This window comes from Petrotoga olearia DSM 13574, assembly GCF_002895525.1.
Classification (GTDB): Bacteria; Thermotogota; Thermotogae; order Petrotogales; family Petrotogaceae; genus Petrotoga; species Petrotoga olearia.
The window spans coordinates 246,408-267,539 of record NZ_AZRL01000012.1 but is presented as its reverse complement, the minus strand read 5'-3'; the positions used below and the strand labels follow the sequence as shown (position 1 = coordinate 267,539).

Annotated in this window: 19 protein-coding genes and 6 tRNA genes; 8 read left to right on the top strand and 17 right to left on the bottom strand. The window is 33.9% G+C overall.

The window, feature by feature from the left end; translation table 11 throughout:
- Positions 1-37 precede the first annotated feature (37 nt).
- A complete protein-coding gene (locus X929_RS05310; protein ID WP_103066995.1) occupies positions 38-1,342 on the top strand; it encodes a hypothetical protein in 1,305 nt (434 codons plus the stop codon).
- 70 nt (positions 1,343-1,412) lie between these two features.
- Here X929_RS05310 and X929_RS05305 read toward each other — a convergent pair.
- Positions 1,413-1,502, bottom strand: a tRNA-Leu gene (locus X929_RS05305).
- An 85-nt stretch (positions 1,503-1,587) separates the two neighbouring features.
- Between X929_RS05305 and X929_RS05300 the strand changes: the two genes are divergently transcribed.
- On the top strand, positions 1,588-2,889 hold the full coding sequence (locus X929_RS05300) for an FAD-dependent protein (protein ID WP_103066994.1): 1,302 nt from the start codon (positions 1,588-1,590) through the stop codon (positions 2,887-2,889).
- Positions 2,890-2,948: 59 nt separating this feature from the next.
- Positions 2,949-3,023, top strand: a tRNA-Gln gene (locus X929_RS05295).
- Positions 3,024-3,063: 40 nt separating this feature from the next.
- Here X929_RS05295 and X929_RS05290 read toward each other — a convergent pair.
- The 7 genes from X929_RS05290 to X929_RS05260 all read right to left on the bottom strand — a co-directional run bounded on the left by X929_RS05290 (position 3,064) and on the right by X929_RS05260 (position 10,715).
- On the bottom strand, positions 3,064-5,067 hold the full coding sequence (locus tag X929_RS05290; protein WP_103066993.1) for a peptidylprolyl isomerase: 2,004 nt from the start codon (positions 5,065-5,067) through the stop codon (positions 3,064-3,066).
- Between the two features lie 142 nt (positions 5,068-5,209).
- Complete coding sequence (locus X929_RS05285; RefSeq protein WP_103066992.1) at positions 5,210-6,187, bottom strand: thiamine pyrophosphate-dependent enzyme; 978 nt, start codon at positions 6,185-6,187, stop codon at positions 5,210-5,212.
- Between the two features lie 16 nt (positions 6,188-6,203).
- On the bottom strand, positions 6,204-7,373 hold the full coding sequence (gene porA / locus X929_RS05280; protein ID WP_103066991.1) for a pyruvate ferredoxin oxidoreductase: 1,170 nt from the start codon (positions 7,371-7,373) through the stop codon (positions 6,204-6,206).
- A 26-nt stretch (positions 7,374-7,399) separates the two neighbouring features.
- Positions 7,400-7,699 carry a 4Fe-4S binding protein gene (locus X929_RS05275; RefSeq protein ID WP_169924972.1) on the bottom strand — a complete coding sequence of 100 codons (300 nt, stop codon included), beginning with the start codon at positions 7,697-7,699 and terminating at the stop codon, positions 7,400-7,402.
- Complete coding sequence (locus X929_RS05270) at positions 7,695-8,270, bottom strand: 2-oxoacid:acceptor oxidoreductase family protein (protein ID WP_103066989.1); 576 nt, start codon at positions 8,268-8,270, stop codon at positions 7,695-7,697. Before X929_RS05270 ends, X929_RS05275 begins: the two co-directional genes overlap by 5 nt.
- A 38-nt stretch (positions 8,271-8,308) precedes the next feature.
- The gene (locus X929_RS05265) at positions 8,309-9,925 is read right to left on the bottom strand and encodes a glycoside hydrolase family 57 protein (protein ID WP_103066988.1); all 1,617 of its coding nucleotides are present in this window, start codon (positions 9,923-9,925) and stop codon (positions 8,309-8,311) included.
- A 4-nt stretch (positions 9,926-9,929) separates the two neighbouring features.
- Entirely contained in the window at positions 9,930-10,715 is a 786-nt protein-coding gene (locus X929_RS05260; RefSeq protein WP_103066987.1) for a DUF4912 domain-containing protein, read from the bottom strand.
- A gap of 255 nt (positions 10,716-10,970) precedes the next feature.
- On the opposite strand from X929_RS05260, the gene X929_RS05255 reads away from it, so the two are divergent.
- The 4 genes from X929_RS05255 (at position 10,971) to X929_RS05240 (ending at position 11,295) form a co-directional block, all read left to right on the top strand.
- A tRNA-Pro gene (locus tag X929_RS05255) sits at positions 10,971-11,046 on the top strand.
- Positions 11,047-11,060: 14 nt separating this feature from the next.
- Positions 11,061-11,136 (top strand) — tRNA-Gly (locus tag X929_RS05250).
- Positions 11,137-11,212 (top strand) — tRNA-Arg (locus X929_RS05245).
- A gap of 8 nt (positions 11,213-11,220) precedes the next feature.
- Positions 11,221-11,295, top strand: a tRNA-His gene (locus X929_RS05240).
- 18 nt (positions 11,296-11,313) lie between these two features.
- On the opposite strand, the gene X929_RS05235 is transcribed toward X929_RS05240, so the two are convergent.
- From X929_RS05235 to X929_RS05195, 9 genes are read right to left on the bottom strand one after another with little or no spacing between them, the layout of a single operon-like run.
- Positions 11,314-12,522 (bottom strand): L,D-transpeptidase family protein, encoded by a 1,209-nt coding sequence (locus X929_RS05235; protein WP_103066986.1) that lies wholly within the window; start codon positions 12,520-12,522, stop codon positions 11,314-11,316.
- A complete protein-coding gene (coaBC, locus tag X929_RS05230) occupies positions 12,455-13,642 on the bottom strand; it encodes a bifunctional phosphopantothenoylcysteine decarboxylase/phosphopantothenate--cysteine ligase CoaBC (RefSeq protein ID WP_245858659.1) in 1,188 nt (395 codons plus the stop codon). The genes X929_RS05235 and coaBC overlap by 68 nt, the downstream gene beginning before the upstream one ends.
- A gap of 19 nt (positions 13,643-13,661) precedes the next feature.
- The gene (gene gltX, locus X929_RS05225) at positions 13,662-15,065 is read right to left on the bottom strand and encodes a glutamate--tRNA ligase (RefSeq protein WP_103066984.1); all 1,404 of its coding nucleotides are present in this window, start codon (positions 15,063-15,065) and stop codon (positions 13,662-13,664) included.
- Positions 15,062-15,589 carry a TIGR00725 family protein gene (locus tag X929_RS05220; protein ID WP_103066983.1) on the bottom strand — a complete coding sequence of 176 codons (528 nt, stop codon included), beginning with the start codon at positions 15,587-15,589 and terminating at the stop codon, positions 15,062-15,064. The genes gltX and X929_RS05220 overlap by 4 nt, the downstream gene beginning before the upstream one ends.
- Before the next feature lie 5 nt (positions 15,590-15,594).
- Entirely contained in the window at positions 15,595-16,305 is a 711-nt protein-coding gene (lptB, locus tag X929_RS05215) for an LPS export ABC transporter ATP-binding protein (RefSeq protein ID WP_103066982.1), read from the bottom strand.
- Positions 16,306-16,310: 5 nt separating this feature from the next.
- On the bottom strand, positions 16,311-16,799 hold the full coding sequence (locus X929_RS05210; RefSeq protein ID WP_103067036.1) for an OmpH/Skp family outer membrane protein: 489 nt from the start codon (positions 16,797-16,799) through the stop codon (positions 16,311-16,313).
- A gap of 28 nt (positions 16,800-16,827) precedes the next feature.
- Positions 16,828-17,556 (bottom strand): 23S rRNA (guanosine(2251)-2'-O)-methyltransferase RlmB, encoded by a 729-nt coding sequence (gene rlmB, locus X929_RS05205; RefSeq protein ID WP_103066981.1) that lies wholly within the window; start codon positions 17,554-17,556, stop codon positions 16,828-16,830.
- Positions 17,529-17,948 carry a Mini-ribonuclease 3 gene (locus X929_RS05200; RefSeq protein WP_103066980.1) on the bottom strand — a complete coding sequence of 140 codons (420 nt, stop codon included), beginning with the start codon at positions 17,946-17,948 and terminating at the stop codon, positions 17,529-17,531. The genes rlmB and X929_RS05200 overlap by 28 nt, the downstream gene beginning before the upstream one ends.
- Positions 17,945-19,108: a glycosyltransferase gene (locus tag X929_RS05195; protein ID WP_245858657.1), complete on the bottom strand. Its 1,164-nt coding sequence runs from the start codon at positions 19,106-19,108 to the stop codon at positions 17,945-17,947. The genes X929_RS05200 and X929_RS05195 overlap by 4 nt, the downstream gene beginning before the upstream one ends.
- Positions 19,109-19,229: 121 nt before the next feature.
- Between X929_RS05195 and mutL the strand changes: the two genes are divergently transcribed.
- Entirely contained in the window at positions 19,230-21,095 is a 1,866-nt protein-coding gene (gene mutL, locus X929_RS05190; RefSeq protein ID WP_158248359.1) for a DNA mismatch repair endonuclease MutL, read from the top strand.
- The last annotated feature ends 37 nt before the right edge of the window (positions 21,096-21,132 follow it).

The window sequence follows — 21,132 nt, the reverse complement described above, 5'->3', positions numbered from 1 at the left end:
TCAAAGGAGGTACTGTGCGTATTAGTGCACGATACATATGTTGAAAAAAATTTCATTTTCTTTTTTATTATTAATTTTCGTTTTTAGTATCACAATATTTCCACAAGACGTTCTAAAATTAGTCCCTTCAGATTCAAAAGGGGTAGTCTTAATAAATGATTTAGAAGGTACATATACGGATTTAAAAACTGTGCCAACTATGAAAACTTTATTGTTAGAACCTTTTAACGCCGAATTAATGATTTCTAACTTCGCTCAAATGTATTTTAGCGCTTTAAAGATAGATTACGAAAGTTTTCTAAATAATCTCAGCATTGATCTCTCGATTTTTGTTCAAGAACCTAAAGAAAATAATTATATTTTTGGTTTTTCTGTTGGCCCTTTAGAAAATCCCCAAACTTTTGCTGCAGATTTGGATAAACTATTAGAACCTTTGAAAGATTATGGGATTTCTTTTACTCCTATCTATCAAAGTATCGGAAATCAAAATTACCTTGTAATGGTTCAAAATAAAGATTTATATTCTTCCTCTGAAAAAGGAGTTACTGATTTTGAAGAAGTTCTTCCTACGAAAAAAGGATTATATTACAGAATAAACACCTCTGACTATCAAGGAGAAGGTTATTTTTACGTTAAAGATGGATTTTTAATAGGCGGAGGAAACGGAACTGCAGAAACAGAATCTATCAATACAAGCTTTGTTAAATGGCCTCAAGAATATCCTTTTCTGGGGAGTATATTTTTTACCTCTGGTTTTATCCCCAAAGACCTAACAAATTATGCTGATTTCATAAATATAATAGTAGATTACAAAATAGTAGAAAATTTAATATCCCTTTCTCAAGGAATAGAGGTTAACGTTGATTTTGGCACAAGCAACGGTGCAATGCCGACAATTTCTAATGCAAGCTATTTAAAATTGGAAACCCAGGCTAAAATCGACGAAATTATACCTATTTTGAACGAAAATAATATAAAATATAAAAAGATCAGCGATAACATGATAGAATTTTATATAGAATCTGAAACTACAAATCAAAACAATAAAACACAAGTTTTAACCAATACCTTTTATGTTTGGAAAGATGAATACCTGATGGTCTCACAAATGAAACCCGACGAGCTTCAAAAACTTCTGAATGAAAAACCAAAGCTTTCAGAGAATGAATTGTTTCAAAAATTAAATGAACGAATTGGAACCGGAGATGTTACTTACGGTTTTGTAGATTTAACCCCTATTTTTTTAAATTACGTGCCGAATTTGAAAGGCCAATATGGTATGTTACTGAATGTGAGCTTAATAGAAGAAAATAAACTAAAAATTGATTTCATTGTACAATGAGGAACCTTCCTTGAAATTGGATGAGATTCCCAAAAAAAGATTAAAGGGCATGCTAACGCATGCCCTTTATTGGTGCCGAGGGCGGGAGTTGAACCCGCACGGGGTTCTCCACCCCAACGGATTTTGAGTCCGTCGCGTCTGCCAATTCCGCCACCTCGGCAATTCAAAGTTATTATACTATATTTATAAACTCTTGTCAATAGAACTTTTGTAGGATAGCAAATGATTTAACGGGAGGGAGTATCATGAAAAAGATGGCTATTATAGGTTTTGGTGCAGCTTCTATTGGGTTCTTAAAAGGGCTACAGGAAGAGAAAAAGATTAACCGCTACAGCATAGATGTTTATGAAAAAGGGGAGAATTTAGAAGGTGCAGGATTCGGCGGTTTGAAATACGATGGAAAATTATTCATTTCAAAAGAAATGGGTGGAGACTTAGTTATCCCTTTGAATATACAAAAGAAAGTAGTAGAATATTATCTCAGAAAATCTGGGTTAGCAAAGTTAGATGAGGATAAAAAATTAGAGCTTTCGAATAAATTAGAAAAAGGTGATTCTTTTGAAAACGAAGAACTGTACAAAAAGTTCTACGATGCAGATTTTGAACCCGTAAGATCTCACTTTTTTCATCTGGGTACAGAGCTACTAATAGAAACGATTAAAAATATTTTCAAAGAATTTTCAAACTTTAGTAATGTTAATTTTATATTTGGTGAGGAAGTTATTAAAGTTATTCCTGGCCCAGAAGTTGTTGTAGTAACAAATAGTGGTAGTGAAAAAACCTATGACAAGGTTGTTGTCGCCGTTGGCAGAAGAGGTCATAAATTAGTATCGGAGATGGTTAAAGATCATCCTGATTTAGTCTTATCAAATGACAAGGTTGACCTAGGTGTCAGATTTGAACTTCCTAATCATATAGTGGACTACTTAAACAAAGAAATGTACGAATTCAAAATCAGGCTAAAAACCAAAACAGGGTATATTGTGAGAACTTTTTGCAACAATCCTGGCGGAGAAGTTACTTTGGAGAGTTACGATGACTTTCTAACGGTTAACGGACATGCAAACACTACCACAAAGACTACCAACACTAATTTTGCTATTTTGGTTACACATTCGTTCACTCAGCCTTTCAACGATCCTGTAGGTTATGGCTCCTATATAGCAAAACTTTCCAATATCCTTGCCGGTGGAGATAAAGTTATACTTCAATGCTATGAAGATTTTAAAAGTTCAAAAAGAACAAAAAAATTAGGACGGGTCGAACCAACATTAGATCCCCATCATTTCATTTTAGGAGATTTGAATCTAGCTCTTCCCAGACGTACTATAGAATCAATAATCGATTTTTTGGAACGATTAGAAACGGTTGTAAAAGGCGTTACTTATCCAGATAATCTTTTATATGGAGCCGAGGTTAAATTTTATGCAAATAAGATAAACAATGATTTCTTTGGGAATGTAAAAATAATTGGAGACTGTAGCGGATGGACCCGTTCGATAACCTACGCTACAAGTCATGGATACCTAATCGCAAAAGAGTTTTGAACAGCTGTATTGACAAAACAATGTTGATATGTTATAATGATTTTTGTAGACTTAGGGAATGGGACGTAGCCAAGCGGCAAGGCGACGGACTTTGACTCCGTTATTCGTAGGTTCGAATCCTACCGTCCCAGCCAAAAAAAGGGGAGGTTATGCCTCCCCTTTTTTACATTTCAATCATTGAATATTCGACTGAGTTGCAATTTGAGATGTGTCTGTAGAAGTATCAGAAGTATTGTTTGCTTCTTGTATTTCTCTTTGCAAACTTTCTATCATACTATCAATATTAGTATAATAGTTTGGATCGATCTCTTTTATTGTTTCCAAATAAGACAATTTAATTTCATTTAGCCCTAGCAAATCAGTTAAATCCAACCCAACCTCTAAGGCTTCTAATTTAGTGTCGGTTGCTGCTTGAGTAGAATCAACAACTGTCTGGACATTTACTAAGATCTCGGTGATCTGTTGCTGAAATAAAGAAAATAAATACTGGGATCCTAAATAAGAGGCGTACTGTTTTAGCTGATCCAACTGTAACCTCGAATAGCTAACCTTTACTTTTGGATCTTGAGGGTTCAACTGATAATATAGTTGAACCACTGTGTTTGAAGACGGATACTGTGCGTATAAATCAGCTAATACTTTTTTTAACTTTTCAACGTAATCTTGTGATTTAGTTTGTAATTCTGCTTTCATAACGCTTGCATCTTCTGTAGTATTTACTCCAAAAGCCTCAATGGTTTCTTTTGCACTCAGATAAGTTTGAGCATCCTGATATTTTGACATTTCACTCAATAAGTAAGTACTTTCATCGGTAGTTGATTGAGTGTTCAATTCTTCAAGTTTGTTATTTATAACATCCAAACCTAGTGAAACAACATCTGGATCCACAAATTCAGATAGGCTAAGATATTGATTTATAGAAATAGTTCGATCATTGTATAAACCTAATAATTGATTTACAACCATCGTATACACAGCTAAATAATCAGAATCAACTTCCATTGAAATTTCATTACCCTCGAACACAATACTTTCTAATTCTTTTGCCAATTCTTCTATTCTTTCTACATCTGTACTCGCCTTTGTTAACTCGTACATATACATCAATTTTGTATCGTAATAATTTCTTCCAAAGTTTTCATTTTCTTTATAATTAGACAACCAATTATTATACTTTTGATCTTGAATTGTGCTTTCCACTTGGACATATACATCGTCGTACAAAAATACATCTTCGGGTTTTTCAAATATTTTCTTATCAAGTACCCTTATCAAATGGAAACCTTGCGACGTTTGTACAGGTCCAATAATCTCGCCAACTCGTCCATTAAAAGCAGCATCTTCAAAGGTTTTTTCATACTGCCCATGTTTTATCCATCCAATCTCTCCAGAATCGGTGGCATTAGAGGTATCTATTGAATACAAAGAAGCAGCATCTTCAAAAGTTATCTCACCGGATTCAATATTATTTTTAATATTATTCGCAGTTGCCTCATCTGAAAGGAGTATATGCTGTACTCTAACTTCTTCATAATCATTCTTTATACTTTCAAAGTTTTGCTCAATATAGGCTAAAGCATCTTCCCTGGAAACTGAAGCGACTGCATCTTTAACTGCATTATTAATCAAATCGGTCTCCACCGTTTGTTGCAAACCAGAAATTAAAATGTTTCGAATATTTTGTTCACTACCATAGTATTGAAGCATATTATTCCAATTTGATTCATTAGATTTGTATTGAGATATATATTGATCAACGTGTATATTTATCTGATTATTCACTTCTTCCTTGGAAGGCAAAAGATCGTTCTGTTCGGCGTAAAATCTAACAATTTTTTCGTCAAAAAGTAAATCTACCACCTGATTATCAAGTGCTAAATAATCAAAAACAGGATCCAACTGCTGACCATAATACTGTTGATATATCTGTGCTTGCTGTTGAGTTATGTTATCTACTTCACTCTTCATAATCCAATAAGGATAGTCCAATTCTAAGCCGTTTTTTGTGATAACTAGAACAGAGTCTTCTTTCCTCAGTGTATTTCCATTTTGCGAAGTGATCATGGGGTTTCGAGATGATACGTAAGTTGCTACAGACCACCACACTATACCTGCTAAAAAACCTGCTATAACTATTATAGTGATCAGTCTTTCGTGTTTTTTAAACCAATTATTCATCCAATAATGCCTCCTAAACTCTTAAAATTTACTGTCTTCTATGATATTTGACTTTAATTTTACCACATTTTTTTGAATTTGCCCAATGCTTAATCTTTTATTATTGAAAAAAGGGGATAAATTAATATCCCCTTTAAACTTTCTATATTTTTGTTCTGATAGGCTTATCTTTAGTAATTTCTTCTAAAGCTAATAACCTATCCCATTTAGCATCGACATAATTTTGTAGTTCTTCGAGTATTTCGTTAGCATCTGGCCTTTTCATAAGTTTGTTGTATCTGCCTAATTTTGTTACGTAATCTTTTACTGGTTTGAATATTTTAGGTTTCTTAGTAACTTTGTAAACACCCATATTGTATTCCCATAATGGCCAATACTTAGTTTCAACAGCTAACTTAGTTACTTCTGGACCTGAATCGTCAGGAATTCTCCAAAATCTAACACATGGTGCCAAAATAGAAATGAAAGCAGGCCCTTTGAACTCTAATGCTGATTGCATTTTTCTTATGAAATCCCAAGGTTCGGAAGTTACTGCCGTTGCAGCATAAACACCTTCATGACCAGCTATTATATCTACTATACTCTTTTTCAACTGTAACTTCCCGGATATAGCTTTACCCACTGGCTCGGTAGTTGAATCGGCACCTATTGGAGTGGATCCAGATCTTTGATTACCCGTGTTCATGTATCCTTCGTTGTCATACAAGATGTAAACGAAATCGTGACCTCTTTCTATAGCTCCAGATAACGATTGTAACCCTATATCGTAAGTTCCACCATCACCAGCAAATGCGATAAATTTTATCTTATCGTTTTTTATTTTTCCTCTATTTAACAGAGATCTATAAGCAGACTCTGCACCGGATATTGTTGCAGCAACATTTTCAAAAGCGTTGTGTATATAAGGTACATTCCAAGAAGTAAATGGATATATTGTGGAAGAAACTTCCAAACAACCTGTCGCAGCTCCAACTACAGGTTCATAACCCAAACTTTTTGCAGCCAAAGTAGCCCAATTTGCAACCATTGGAGCATTACAACCAGGGCATAATCTATGGCCTTGGGTAAAAGCCCAATCATTTGTTTCAACGTATCCTACTATATCTCTAATGCTAGGCACATTTATTCACCTCCAGTTATTCTCTTAAACCCAAATATCTTTGTTCATCAGTTGAAAGATTACCCTGAAGAGCATCTTCAAATGCTTCTCTTATCATTTCAGGGGTTGTGTCTCTTCCTCCCAAACCATAAATATAAGAACCTAAAGAAGGCCGAGAAGCAACCTCGTACAAAGAAGATTTTACTAAGGAATACAAAGGAGCTTCTTTCCCAAAAGACATTGCTCTGTCTAGAACAACTACGCCTTTTCTACCATTTAAAACTTGCTGAAACTGTTTCTTAGGAAAAGGAGTAAAGACTTGAGGTTTCACCAAGCCAACCTTATGTCCTTCTTCTCTAAGTTGGTCTACAACATATTTCGCTGTAGATGCTGTAGAATTCATAACAATCATTATATAGTCTGCATCATCTACTTTGTACAAATCGAGAAAATCGTACCTTCTTCCAGATATCTTTTCAAATTCCTCGAATACTCCAGGAAGTTCTTTATAAGCATTTTTCATCGCTTCCTCTTGTTGACGATGGTGTTCAAAGTAATAATCAAAAAGATCCAATGGACCAAAGGTAACAGGATTTTTTGTATTTAAAAGAGAATATTTAGGATTCCAGCTTCCCACAAACTCTCTTACAACTTCATCATCTAGCATCTCAAAACTTTCCACTCCATGAGAAGTAATGAAACCATCCAAATTCACCATCACCGGTAACAACACATTCTCTTTTTCCGCTAATTTGGTAGCCATTATCGTAAAATCATATGCTTCTTGATGGTTTTCAGTGAAGAACTGAATCCACCCAGAGTCTCTTACCATCATGGCATCGGAATGATCACAGTGTATATTGATAGGTCCAGATAATGCTCTATTCACAATAGGCATTACTATGGGAAGTCTGTAAGAAGCCGCTATATATACTATTTCTGACATCAATGCTAACCCATTTGCAGCAGTGGCTGTCATAGTTCTGGCTCCAGATGCCGCTGAACCTACTACTGCACTCATCGCCGAATGTTCAGATTCCACAGGAACCATTACAGTGTCTACGATACCATCGGATACGAATCCTGCATAATATTCAACAATTGGTGTTTGAGGAGTTATTGGATAAGCTGCCACCACATCTGGATTGATCTGCCTCATGGCATGAGCAACAGCAGCAGCTCCGGTAACCGTTAGTTTTACAGGCATATATTTTAACCTCCTTCACATTTCCTTTAAATAAATTCTGATTCAGATTTCATTTCTATTGCGTCAACTGGGCATACAGCGGCACAAACACCGCAGCCCTTACAATAGTCTAGATTCACTTCTCCCAACTTCATCTTTTTACCGTCAAGCCTACCATCTATTGCCATATCTGGACAAAAAAGCCAACATTGCATACAATTAGTACATTTTTCTTCATCCACTATTGGTCTTTGAATCCTCCATTCACCTGTTTTGTACTCTCTTGCCGTAGCAGGTTTATCAATTACACCACCAATAGGGATATCTTTCCAACCTTTCACCTTAATCACTAAGTTTCACCTCCTGGTAACCTCTCTCCAGTGCTCTAATATTGGCTCTTACAACTTCATCAGAGAACTTTTTGGAGAAAGCAGCCTTGATTTTTTCTTTGACAGCATCCAAAGGTACTATATCGGTAGCTCTTATCAAAGCTCCTATCATAACAGTGTTAGGTATACCTCTTTTTATTTCTTCTAATGCTATGTCCGTAGCAGGTATTACACCGATTCTTCCTTTATACCCTGTTAAATTTCTTACCTCTTCGATGCTTCTAGTTGTGTTGACTAACAAAAATTTATCATCAGCCAATCCAGATGTTACTTCAGGGTTTTTTAAAAGTGTGTCGTCTATAACAACTACCACATCGGGGGTCTCTACGTTACTTTTAATTCTTATAGGAACATCTGCAACCCTGTTAAAAGCTTTCATCGGAGCACCAGATCTTTCTGCTCCATATTCTGGAAATGAACTCGAAAACTTCCCGGCTTCTTCTGCAGCTTCTGTCAAAAATTGAGAAGCACTTTTTGCGCCTTGTCCTGCTCTTGCATGCCATCTTATCTCAAAGTATTTTTCTGGCAAAGTTCTTATCCTCCCTTCACGTAATAATTTTCAATAAATTAGTTTGTTCTATAATCACTCGAAAATATTGTGTAATCAATGTTTCTAAAAATATTATCTACCCATTCATAAAATGAGAGTCTTTCATCGTTAATTTCTTGCTTTTCCAACATTTTCTCTAGATCGAAAAATCTGTTAATATGGCATTTAACTCGATTTTTTGCGTATTCTATAGTGGTTCCCGTGGTCATTATAAAAGGCCAATCACTAGCTTGTGCAAGAAGAACCTCTCTCATCATCTGATTTAAAACTCTTTTCTGTAAATTTGAAGGGAACTTAAAAGTATTGGCTTTTTCTATCATTCTTTCCGTTATCTCGTGAATATGCTTATAAATCCAATCATTTTTACTGTTAAGCCATACATCATGGTATCCACCGCCCCCCCATGATGATTCAGCAGGATAAGTTATTTGAACTTTTTTAACCGTTTGTAAAAACTCGGAAGGTGTGGAAAACTCCAAATCTTCATTTTCAAAAGATTGCCTAAAAAGCTCTTCCAAAAATTTCGGGCCTTCATACCACCAATGACCAAATAGTTCGGCATCAAAGGGAGCTACAATTATCGGTTCTTCTTCATCTAAAATTGTAGATAATTTCCTTATCTGCAAAGTTTTCTTATGTAAATAATCTCTTGCATGCTCTTTTACAACATTTTCAGCTTCTCGAAGATCGTATATTTCTTTTTTGTCCAAGGATAATGACTTATCGGTAATACGATGATATTTTATTCCGGTATTGCACCTTATTCCACTTGGATCTATATATGGTTTAATGTAATCGTCTTCTCTGTCATAACCAATATCCCTGTAAAATTCTCGATACCTTGGATCGCCAGGATAGCCAATTTCAGCACTCCATATCTGCTCACTCGATTCAGGATCTCTGGCAAAAACAAAAACTTTATTCGGAGTTATGATGGGTCTGTATACATCATATCTGGGCTTACTATCTGCATAGGTAAAACCGTGTGTATCCACAAAAAAGTATCGTATATCTTCCTGTGACAAATATCTGTCAAGCCCTTTAAAATAAGCACATTCTGCCAACCATATCCCTTTAGGGCGATCACCAAAATATTTTTTGTAGGTTAACACAGCAGATTTTATTTGAGCTCTAATAGCCTCTGGATAATCCCGATAAAAAGGTAGATATCCATGTGTTCCATTAGATGTTATCACTTCAATGTAACCTTTATCTTTAAATTCCTTGAAAGATTTCAATATATCTTGATGGTATTCTTCTGAAAAAATTTCCATGTCTTCCATTAGTTCACGTCTATAATGTTGGGCTAGTTCATATTTTCGAGGATCTTCGAATTTTGTCCTAATTATCTCTTTTTCCGTTAATTCTATCAATTTTAATAGATGTTTGTGATATTTTTCTCTTAAATCATTTAAATTAAGCATCTCCATCAAGGTGGGAGAGAGACTTATTGTAAGTTTAAATGGAATATTAGCTTTTTCTAAAGATTTAAAAACTTTTATTAAAGGAATATATGTCTCGGTTAAGGCCTCGAAAAGCCATCTTTCTTCCATAAAGTTTTCAAAGTCGGGATGGTGAATATAAGGCAGATGAGCATGTAATAAAAATAAAATTTTCCCCTTTTTACTCTTCATAATTTCAATCTCTTCCAAAATTGATACCGTTAGATTTTCTTTTGTTTATAAACATTTTTTCACTACTCCCAGCATGTTTTTCTACACCCCAAAGTCTAAGCCCTTTTTTTTTGTTTTCTTTTATGACTTTTTCCTCTATGACTTTTTCCTCTTTTAACAAAAACCATTCTTCTTTATCTGAACTTTTCAAGGAAGAAGAAGGTGTTGTAATTTCATTAGATTCTATTAATGCAGTAAACTCTTCGTTTTTATTTTCTACTCCAAGAAAAGCAGCATAAGTTGAATCATCTTGTGGAAGGGAGAAATAAATATTGTTACTTTGCTCTAATTCTAAATTTGTTTCAATAACTTCTTTTTCTTCTTCTTGATTCCCCGTTGATTTTTTTATGACTCTGATAGTAATATTAGAATTTTTTGATAATTTTTTTAGTTTTTTTCTACTTTTTTCAGAAAACTCCCAGTAAGCATAAGCCCAATGTGGATTGACAGGCATCAATTTTAGCTTATCCTTTTCATACTTTTTAGGGAGCTCTTCTGATTCATTTGATTTTGGAAGCTTTTGCAGATTTTTTGTTGATTTTGTGTATTCAGAGACCTGTCCAATCTTTTGATTTGAAGGCTCTTCTAACCTTTTAATCTCTTTTCTAACTGCCTTCAAAATCTCTTTTTTATTCATATTTCGTTTTAATTTAATCCCTAAATTTTTTGCAATAGTTCTCAATTCCTGTATTGTAGGATCATCAGCCTTAAAAGTACTTAACAATTTTTTATCCGATTCTTTTACTTTCATCGAGCACCTCCAATACTCAAATTCATAAAAACCTTCGTGAAAGCCCTATCCCACTTTTAGCCTCAAAAACTTACCTCAAAATTTTTTTATTTCTAATGAGTCTATTAAATTTAATTTTAATATTTAACCATTTAGAATAATTGTATCATAAGAAAATTAAACAATAGAAAATTGAATTTTATTAGAACTAAAAAGAAATTAAATATTGACAAAAGAGACTCCTTGTGATATTATATATTTTGAACAGTGAAGAAGCGGAGCGTAGCGCAGTTGGGAGCGCGCCGGTCTTGGGCACCGGAGGTCGCTGGTTCAAGCCCAGTCGCTCCGACCATCAATAATTTTAATGCGGCCGTAGCTCAATTGGTAGAGTATTGGCCTTCCAAGCCAAGGGTTGCGGGTTCGACTCCCGTCGGCCGCTCCAGCGCCTGTAGCTCAAGGGATAGAGCATTGGATTTCTAATCCAAGGGTTGAGGGTTCGAATCCCCCCAGGCGCACCACATTGCTGGTGGCTGTAGTTCAGTGGAAGAACGCCTGACTGTGACTCAGGATGTCGTGGGTTCAAATCCCACCAGCCACCCCAGCCCTAAGAATCCTAATTTTAGGATTCTTTTTTATTTTCTCCATTATATACATACACCTCAGTACCTAGAGCTGCCAAAAAGTCTATAACTTCAACATCGAAGTTGAACATCCTTATACATCCATGAGATATCCTTTTGCCTATTTCCCATGGCTTTGTTGTACCATGAATACCGTATTGAGGGTTTGAGAGTTGTAACCATCTTGTTCCCATTCCATTCATTAGAGACCCAGGAGGTATATATTCATCGTACCAATACAATGCAGGGTCTTTCTCTTTGTATGAAAGGCGATAGTACCCCGGCGGTGTGTAATCACTCATACCCACGGCAACTATATAAGTTTTCAACAACTGATCATGAAAATATAGATACATCTTATTTTGAGTAAGATTTATTTCTAAGCGTAAAGGACTTTCTTCGTACCTAACTTTTCCTATCTTTAAAGCTTGGCCTGGATATATTAAAGAAGGATCCTTTAGATCATTCATGTTAACTAAATCTCCAGGAAGAACGTTGTATTTCTCAGCAATTCTGTATAAACTCTCACCTTTTTGTACGATATGGTACCCATATATTTCATGCCTTTGCTTTGGTTTTAAAACATTCTCGGTAGCAACAAGTTGTGCCAATTTCAAAAAGGTAACTTTTCGCTCAAAAAGTATTCCATATCTATTTCTAAAAGCAAAAACAGCATCATGAAACCCATCTTCTAAGTTATCCAACAATCTTAAGAACTCATTCGGATCTTCAAAAACAGTATTTTCTACCTGTACTTTCACCAATTCCAAATCTTCTTCTGGATAATAATTCAAATAATATTGATACCCCTTTTCTACAACAGAGGTTGTTATTTCAACTTCAATATTTGGAGCAAATAAACCTTTTTCTAAAAAACTTGCAAAAAACTGTGAAATATATTCCCCTTCTTTATCTATAGAGGATACTAAGAATGAATAATTATCACCTTTCAAAGCGTTTAAATTAACGTAGAAAGTGAAATAGCCGTTTTCTTTTTCATACAAAGTTAACTTTTTTCTATCTCCCCCATCATATATATACACATTTGGTTTTTGCATACTATTTACATAACTTTCTAAATTCATTTTCACAATGTTTTGAGTTTGATCATATTCAACGGGATATAGATGAAAATAATTTTCAGAAAAAATTACTGAAAATAAAGTCACAAATATTACCAGCGATAATCCTTTTATGATTTTTCTCAAGTCGATGTTCCTCCTTACTAGTAAAAATAGTTACCTCATTTTCCTCTTTTTCGAACCCTATATCTTTTCTTGAAACGTCGTTTAGAATTATCATGTCCATATTTTTTTCTTTTAATTTTTTCATGGCATTCTCTTTTAAATTCTCCGTTTCTGCAGCGAATCCAACAAGTATTTGACCATCTCTCTTTCTTCTTCCTAACTCTTTTATTATATCAGGATTTTTTTCAATTTCTAGACTAATTATCTTATCTTTTTTCAACTTTTGGTCTGAATAGTTTTTTATTCTTAAATCACTTACTGCCGCTGTCATAATTATTATATCACTATCTTCAAAATGTTCTAATACCTTTTGTCTTAATTCTTCTGCACTTTCTATCCTTACGATTTTGTTTATAGTTGTGGGTGGTTCTAAGTTGGTGGGTCCAGATATTAACGTAACGTCAGCTCCTCTGTTTGCAAATTCTCTGGCTAATTCGTAACCCATTCTTCCACTGGACCTGTTTGACAAAAACCTTACAGGATCAATTCTTTCAACCGTGGGCCCAGCTGTTACTAAAACTCTCTTATTCATGAAATCCTTTTTGGAAAGTAGGTATTCACTATATTCTAATATTTCACTATTATACGGATACCTTCCTTTACCAATTTCTCCGTCTGCTAAGTGACCTTCTTCAGGTTCTACTACAGTCCAACTATTTTGTTTCAATATTTCTAAATTTCTTTTATTAACAGGATTTTCATACATCCTAACGTTCATTGTAGGAACAATTATTTTAGAAGTTTTCGAATATGCTAAAGCGGTACAAGAAAGTAGATCATCGGCAATACCATGTGATATTTTTGCTATTATATTTGCGGTCGCAGGAGCAACGATAAGCAGTTCTGCCCACCTAGAAAGCTCTGTGTGGGGAATCCAACCGCCTTTAACATCGAAAGTTTCGTAGTAAACTTCACAGTTACCCACTGCGGAAAAAATCTGATCGGATACCCATTTTTGGGCATTTTTTGTCATGATAACTTTAGGATTAGATCCAATTTGTCTCATTTTAGAAATTAGATCTACCGCTTTATAGATGGCGATTCCACTCGTTACACCAAGTAAAATGTTTTTTCCTTTCAAGTAAGGATACACAGAGAATTCACCTTCTTGGATTAATATCCAACGTATTTGAGAAATCTAATGCTCTTTTTAACCTTTTAATGCTTTCATTTTTCCCTAAAATAATTAAAGATTCGTACAAACCGGGAGTTACTAACCTTCCTAAAAGAGAGCCTCTTATTGTCTGAAAAACATTTTTTCTACTAGCGATATTTAGAGCAGCTATCTCTTTTAAAGTATTTTCTACATTTGCAAGATTGTATTCATCCATCTCAGAGAATTTTTTCATAGTTACATCGAGTATTTCTTTAAACCAGGGTTTTTTCATGTATTTTTCGATAAATTCTTCTTCGTATTCGAATTCTTCAACAAAAAAATTTTTGGAAAATTCATAGAGTTGTTTTAATGTTTGAACTTTAGCTCTGGAAATTTCTATTATTTTTTTCACGAACGAATCCTCACCGTATAATTTGACGTTTGTATATTTAGCCCAATCATCAAAACTTTTGTGTATTTCTTCTATAGGATCGTTTCTCAAATGCACTTCATTTGTCCATAGAAGTTTAGTGTAATCAAAGATGGAAGGATTTTTTGAAACCTTTTTTAGATCAAATTCCTGATACTTTTCTGTATAATCAAATATTTGTTCATTAGCATTCCATCCTAACAAACTTAAGTAATTTAATATAGCTTTGGAAAGATATCCTTCCTTCCTAAAATAAGTTATAGAAACCTCTCCGTGTCTTTTAGACAAAGGAGATTTATCTTCACCTAAAATCAAAGGCAAATGGGCAAATTTTGGAAGTTCAAAAGATAGAGCATTATATATTAAAATTTGTTTGGGTGTATTAGAGATGTGATCTTCTCCCCTTATAACATGACTTATTTTCATAAGATAATCGTCTATCACGACTGTGAAATTGTAAACTGGAATTCCGTTTGATCTTAGAATAACAAAATCATTTATATTGATGGTATCGAATTGTATATTTCCTCTAATTTCGTCCAAAAAGGATATTTTTTTATCTTTATCAACCTTAAACTTTACAACCACTGAATACTCGTTGTTGTTCTTATATTTGCCAGGGAGATTATTACCTTCAAAAATTACTTCATCACCTTTACTAACCGAAAAATAAGCTTTTTCTTCATTTAGGAGTTGTTCTATATAACGTTTATATATGTTTAACCTTTCACTTTGCCTATATGGCCCATATTCACCAGGTTTATCCACACCTTCATCGTAATCCAAACCAATCCATTTCATTTCTTCTAAAATCGCGTCTTCGTACTCTTTTTTTGAACGTTCAACATCGGTATCCTCAATTCTTAGAATAAACTTCCCATTATTTTTCTTGGCAAAGTACCAATTAAACAAGGCTGTTCTCAACCCCCCCACGTGTAAATGACCCGTGGGACTTGGAGCAAATCTTACTCTGATCATTTATTTTTCACCTCTTCGATACTTTTCAAAACTCTTTCCAATTCATCTATAGATGGTACTTGTTTTAACTCTACTAATTTTCTGTTATCTAGAAACTTACCTTCTATCAAGACTTCGGTTATTCTATCAGTCCACCCACCGGAATTTTTCATTAACAATATCGGTTTTTTGTACGAATAAGCCCCCAAAATTTCTATAGCTGTGCCAATTTCTCCCCCTATACTTACAACCACATCAACATTTTTTATTAAAACAAAAGAGCGCATATTAAGACCAAGTCCAGTTTTTATAGAAAAATCTAGATAATCGTTCCCTTCCTCTTGCCAAGGTAAAAAACCGATAACATATCCTCCCCTATTTTTTACAGCCTTTGAAACTAATTGCATTATTCCATCACGTCCACCGTTCACTAAAACCCAATTATTCTCTGCTATAATTCTACCGACATCATTACATAGTGAATTTAAAGATTTTACTGGTTCTTTAAAGATGTTACCTGAATATCCAATAACCCCGATGTTCAAATCGATCACCAACCCAAATAATTTTCTTTGACTTTCGTATCATTTAAAACCTCTTGTGGAATACCGTTGGCTATTACCTCACCTTTGTGTAACACATAAAGTTCGTCAACTACCTGAGCAATTTCATCAACACTGTGATCCGTAACAATTATCGAAATCCCGGTTTTCGCAAGTTTTCTAATTATCTCTTGTATATCTTTAACGGTTATGGGGTCAATACCAACAAAAGGCTCGTCTAAAAGGATTACTTTTGGATCCGTTATCAAGGTTCTAGCAAATTCTAATTTTCTCTTTTCTCCACCTGATAAAGAATAAGACTTTTGATGCATTAAATTATCTAATCCAAACTCTTCCATTATAACCTTAATTTTTTGATCTGCATCTTCAATCTTAAGAAGATCGGCAATCATTTTAAGATTATCTTTAACAGATAAGTTTCTGAAAACAGATGGTTCTTGAGGCAGATAAGCCAATCCATTTAAAGCCCTTTTGTGTATAGGTAGATGGGTTATATTTTTGCTATCAAGAAGAACATTCCCCGAATTGGGAACGACTAGACCCAAAATTATTTTAAAAAGGGTTGTTTTCCCTGCACCATTTGGCCCAAGTAATCCCGTAATTAAACCGGATTTTGATCGAAATTGAACATTATCCAACACAACCTTTTTTCCATATTTTTTATTAATGTTTATACAATCAACAATAACCTTTTCCATATTATTTAATTTTTATTTTCATTCAAATATTGAATAATTTTATCGGTCAAATCTAATTCTGGATCGTAATAAACTACACCAAGTTCATTTAAAATCAAATCGTACCCATTTTCCTTTGCATACTGAGCTATCTTCACTGTTACTTCCGAAGCAATATTTGCCATTTTCTGCTGATACTCATTTTGCAATTCCTGTTGATATTGATTTACACGAGTTTGTAATTGTTGAAGATTTTGTTGCAGTACTTCCTGTGATGCTCCTGAACTCTGTAAATCCTTGAATTGTTGCTCCATTTCGTTAATTTTGCCTTGATAATAATTTAGATCGATTTGGTACCTGGCTTCCAAATCTTTCCATTTATAATAACTTTCTACTGTCTTTTCAAAATTTACATAACCAATTTTTAGATATGTACCCGTTTGGGAAAAAGATATAACCACAACCAAAATGGCGAACACCATAACAGAAACAACTTTTTTTGTTGTATTACTCACAACATACACCTCCATAAAATTTTGAAATTTATAATGGTTTATTAAAAATTCTTTGTTTCTTGGCTTCAAAAAGTATAATTCCAGCACTAACAGATACATTTAAAGACTCAACGTTGTTAAGCATAGGTATGCTTATTAATTGATCACAATGGTTTTTAACGTTTTTTCGAATGCCGTTTCCTTCATTTCCAAAAACCAGACATATATTTCCTTGCCAATCGATTTCATAATAAGGTTTGCCCTCAACATCTGCTCCATAAACCCAAACATTTTCCTTCTTTAATGTTTCTATTGTATTGGAAAGATTGGTTGCTTTAATTATTGGTATCTTAAATATTTGACCAGAAGAAACTTTTATAACAACAGGGGTAACTTCAACGGCGTTATCTGTTGGTATTATAATGGCGTCAACCCCCGCAGCTACCGAAGTTCTTACAATAGCACCAAAATTATGCGGATCTTGTATTTGATCTAAGATCACTAGAAATAGGTTTTCCTTCCCTTCTATAATATCCAAATTTTCATATTTAAAATCATTTCCAATATCAATGATAATACCCTGATGCTTGTTTGTTAAAGCCATCTTTTCCAATACTTCGTTGGAAGAAAAGCTATATGAATATCCCAAATTTGCAACATCTTCTACAATTTTTTTTAAAGACCCTCTTTCCGTTTTGGAACTACTGAAAAAAATATGTTTTACAGGATAACGTGTCTCTATGATCTCTTTTAATATGTTTTTTCCGTATAGATACAATTATCGATCACTCCTAATAATTCATTGATTCTTGAGTAACTTTTAGTCAAAAAAAGGTATCCAATAACTGCTTCAAATCCCGTAGATTTCCTATAATCGTTGTCATTGCCTCTTTTCTTAGCACCATTTGAATTTTCCGCACGTTTGTAATACTGCATTTCTGTCGGAGTTAAATAGTCATACACCATATCAACAAACTTAGAATGAGCTTTTGCACTTAAGAAATCTTTTGTCTTTTCATAAAGATCTCTTGTCTTTATCCTTCCATCCTCCAACAATTTAACCTTGTAGATCAAACCTATCACAGCATCTCCAATGTAGGAAAAGTTCTCGATTGGTATTTCACGAAGATCCGCAAGTCGGAGATTCATAATTTCCTCGAATTCTTTCATACACTTACTATCTCCCTTTTATACAATTCCAAAATCATATCTACACACTTTTCAATAGAATAATTATTTTTCACAAAAATTTTAGCTTTTTCTTTTAATCCTTCGTATGATGATGAATCTCTCAATAGTTTCAGTACTTCATGAGAAAAATCATCTTCATTTAAATCTTTGATCATAATTCCACCTGCATCTTCTTGAGAAAGTATATCATAAACACCTAATTTACCCAAAGCGACTACCGGCGTACCCGCAGCCATCGATTCTAGAATAACTAATCCCTGTGTTTCAGTGTACGAAGCAAAAATAAATAAATAAGCTTGTTTGTAGGCATCTATTACCTTTTCTCTTGGTTGTGAACCTGTAAAAATAACATTATCAGCTATGTTTAGCTCCTTAGCTAACTCTTCTAATGCTTCTTTTTCAGGTCCTCCACCAACAATAACAAATTTTAACTTTGTTTCCTCAAAAAGTACTTTTTTAAACGCCTTCAAAAGAAAACTTATGTTCTTTTCTTTCCCCAACCTACCTACAAATAGAAGAATTCTGTCACCTTCTTCTATTTGTGGGTATTCTTTTCTCAAATCCCAGTTAATAGGTTTATCAAAAGAAGCTAGGTCTATCCCAGTTGGAATGGTCACAATATGTTCGGAAGGTACACCATATTCAACGAGCCTCTCCTTTATATTGTCGGTAGGAGCAATTATTTTATCCGTTTTTAAACACCAATTTTTTATAAGCTTTTGAACAAATTCAGGATGTGGTCTAACTATGGGTGGTAGATAGTGCAAATAGTAGTCATACATGGTATGGTGAGTCGCTACGTGTTTTAACTTTAACATGCGTGAAACAATTCTTGCAAGAATCCCCATAGAAAAAGGATCATGAGAATGTATTATGTCTAAGCTTAACTCTTTAATTTTAAAAATTTCTGGAGAAAAAGGTAGTGCAATCCTCTGCTCTTTCTCAAAGAAAAACTTAACAGCAGGAAATTCAAAGATTTTATCATCGTTTCTTTTATAATCAAATTTATATTTTGGAACAAATAGATATACATTGTGCCCTCGGTTTTCCATTTCATCCTTATAGAGTTTTATAGCTGTAGCAACTCCATTTTTCTGTGGTAAATAAGTATCGGAAAACATTCCTATATTCAATTGCATTTCCCCCTTATAAAATTCATACATGTATTATTATAACAAAAATTCACTATTTTTTGAGGTTGAGTTTTTAAAGATGATATAATAATAAATGAACTGTTATACTTTGAAGAGGTGTTTTTTTATGAGAATAAAAGTACTTAATCCTGAAGTGGTAATGAAAATAGCGGCAGGAGAGGTTGTATCTGGGCCAAGCTCAGTAGTTAAAGAATTGGTAGAAAATTCTTTAGATGCCCAAGCAGATAATATCACCGTTGAAATACTTGATGGCGGGAAATCGTTAATCAGAGTTGATGATAACGGCATTGGAATGACAGAAGAGGAATTAGAATTATCTATACTTCCTCATGCCACAAGCAAAATTTCTTCAATAGAAGATCTTTATCAACTAAAAACATTTGGTTTTAGAGGTGAGGCACTCTCTTCCATTTCAAGAGTTTCTAGAATGAAAATAACCTCTAAACCACCTGAAAAAGAAGTTGGAACAATGTTAGATATATTAGCCGGAAAAATAATAGAAAAAAAGAGAGTTAATTCATCAGATGGAACCAAAATAGAGATTATGGATCTTTTTTTCAACATCCCTGCACGCCGAAAATTTCTTAAAAGTGATTCTGCAGAAGGAAGATACGTGACAGAGGTTATAGAAAAGTTTGCTTTCACCAACAACATTAACTTAACATATATTAGAGACAATAAAGAAATCTACAAATTTTCTTCAGATATGGATCTAATTACAAAATGTTTAAAGATATATCCTGAGTTAAAAAGAGATGATATCATAGAAATCGAACACAATGATTCATTGTGCAAAATATCTGGAATTATTTCACAACCAAAAGTTGGAAGAAATAACAGAACCGCCCAACACTTTTTTGTAAACAACAGATACATTAAGGCAGCTTCACTCTACTCCGTTTTAGAAAAAGGTTATGGAGAGATGCTAGAAAAATCGGTTCATCCTTATGGAATAATATTCATAGAAATATCACCGGATATGGTAGATGTAAATGTCCATCCTCAAAAATTGGAAGTAAAATTTACCGACGAACAAAGGGTAGCCTCTTTACTTAAAAAAGTTGTAAGAGAGGCACTTAAAGAAAACACTCACTACACGATGGAATTCATAAGTAGTAACGATACCCTCGATGTAAATAACAGAACTTCTTCATTTTCTGTTCAAAATTTATACAACAAGAAGGAGAATTCACAAAAAGTCGAATTTTTAAAAAACAAGACAAAATCAGATTATCTTCAAAATATGGACGAATTTTTCAATAGCTCTGAAATAGAAGATCTCCAAGAACCTAATACCCATTTTGATAATAATTATAAACTTTATGAACCATCAAAAACCTTTGATTTTAAAGGTTTTGAATATCAAAAGAATCAGGCGTTTACCCCTGTTAAGAAAATTGATTCTGTTGAAAAATTAAGAATTTTGGGCATAGTTGCTGAAAGGTATCTAGTCGTTGAAGGGGAAGACAAATTACTCTTAGTAGATTTTCATGCCGCACATGAACGTTATATATACGAAATTTTAAAGGAAAACCTATACGAAAATGGCGGACTTACTTCTGACCTTCTACTTACTCCGCTTAAGATATCTTTAGACGAAGTAAGAAGAGGGATAATTTTAGATAACAAAGATCACCTAGAAAAATTGGGTATAAAATTGGAAGAAGAAGATAAAGAAATTATTTTGAAGGGCCTCCCTTCCCTTTTGAAGATTGACGACGCTGAAAGATTGATATTTGAGATAGCCGATGAACTAAGAATATCAAATTTTGATCAACAATCAAACATACTTGATAAAAGCTTAGCTACTATGGCGTGTAGAGCGGCTGTAAAAACTAAGGATAACCCTACAGGAATGGAGACACTTTTAAACAACATTTTTGAAAAAAAATTATTAACCTGTCCACATGGTAGGCCAATAATGCTCCAAATCACATTTAAAACCATAGATAAATACTTTGAAAGAATTTAAAAGGGGTGCAGTTTTTTTCTTACACCCCTTTTTGTTT

Coding starts and splice junctions, on each gene's coding strand:
- gltX (WP_103066984.1), bottom strand. CDS start 15,065: ATGATCAGAGTAAGATTTGCTCCAAGTCCCACGGGTCATTTACACGTG.
- X929_RS05300 (WP_103066994.1), top strand. CDS start 1,588: ATGAAAAAGATGGCTATTATAGGTTTTGGTGCAGCTTCTATTGGGTTC.
- X929_RS05310 (WP_103066995.1), top strand. CDS start 38: ATGTTGAAAAAAATTTCATTTTCTTTTTTATTATTAATTTTCGTTTTT.
- X929_RS05290 (WP_103066993.1), bottom strand. CDS start 5,067: ATGAATAATTGGTTTAAAAAACACGAAAGACTGATCACTATAATAGTT.
- mutL (WP_158248359.1), top strand. CDS start 19,230: ATGAGAATAAAAGTACTTAATCCTGAAGTGGTAATGAAAATAGCGGCA.
- porA (WP_103066991.1), bottom strand. CDS start 7,373: ATGCCTGTAAAACTAACGGTTACCGGAGCTGCTGCTGTTGCTCATGCC.
- lptB (WP_103066982.1), bottom strand. CDS start 16,305: ATGGAAAAGGTTATTGTTGATTGTATAAACATTAATAAAAAATATGGA.
- X929_RS05200 (WP_103066980.1), bottom strand. CDS start 17,948: ATGAAAGAATTCGAGGAAATTATGAATCTCCGACTTGCGGATCTTCGT.
- X929_RS05195 (WP_245858657.1), bottom strand. CDS start 19,108: ATGCAATTGAATATAGGAATGTTTTCCGATACTTATTTACCACAGAAA.
- X929_RS05265 (WP_103066988.1), bottom strand. CDS start 9,925: ATGAAGAGTAAAAAGGGGAAAATTTTATTTTTATTACATGCTCATCTG.
- X929_RS05260 (WP_103066987.1), bottom strand. CDS start 10,715: ATGAAAGTAAAAGAATCGGATAAAAAATTGTTAAGTACTTTTAAGGCT.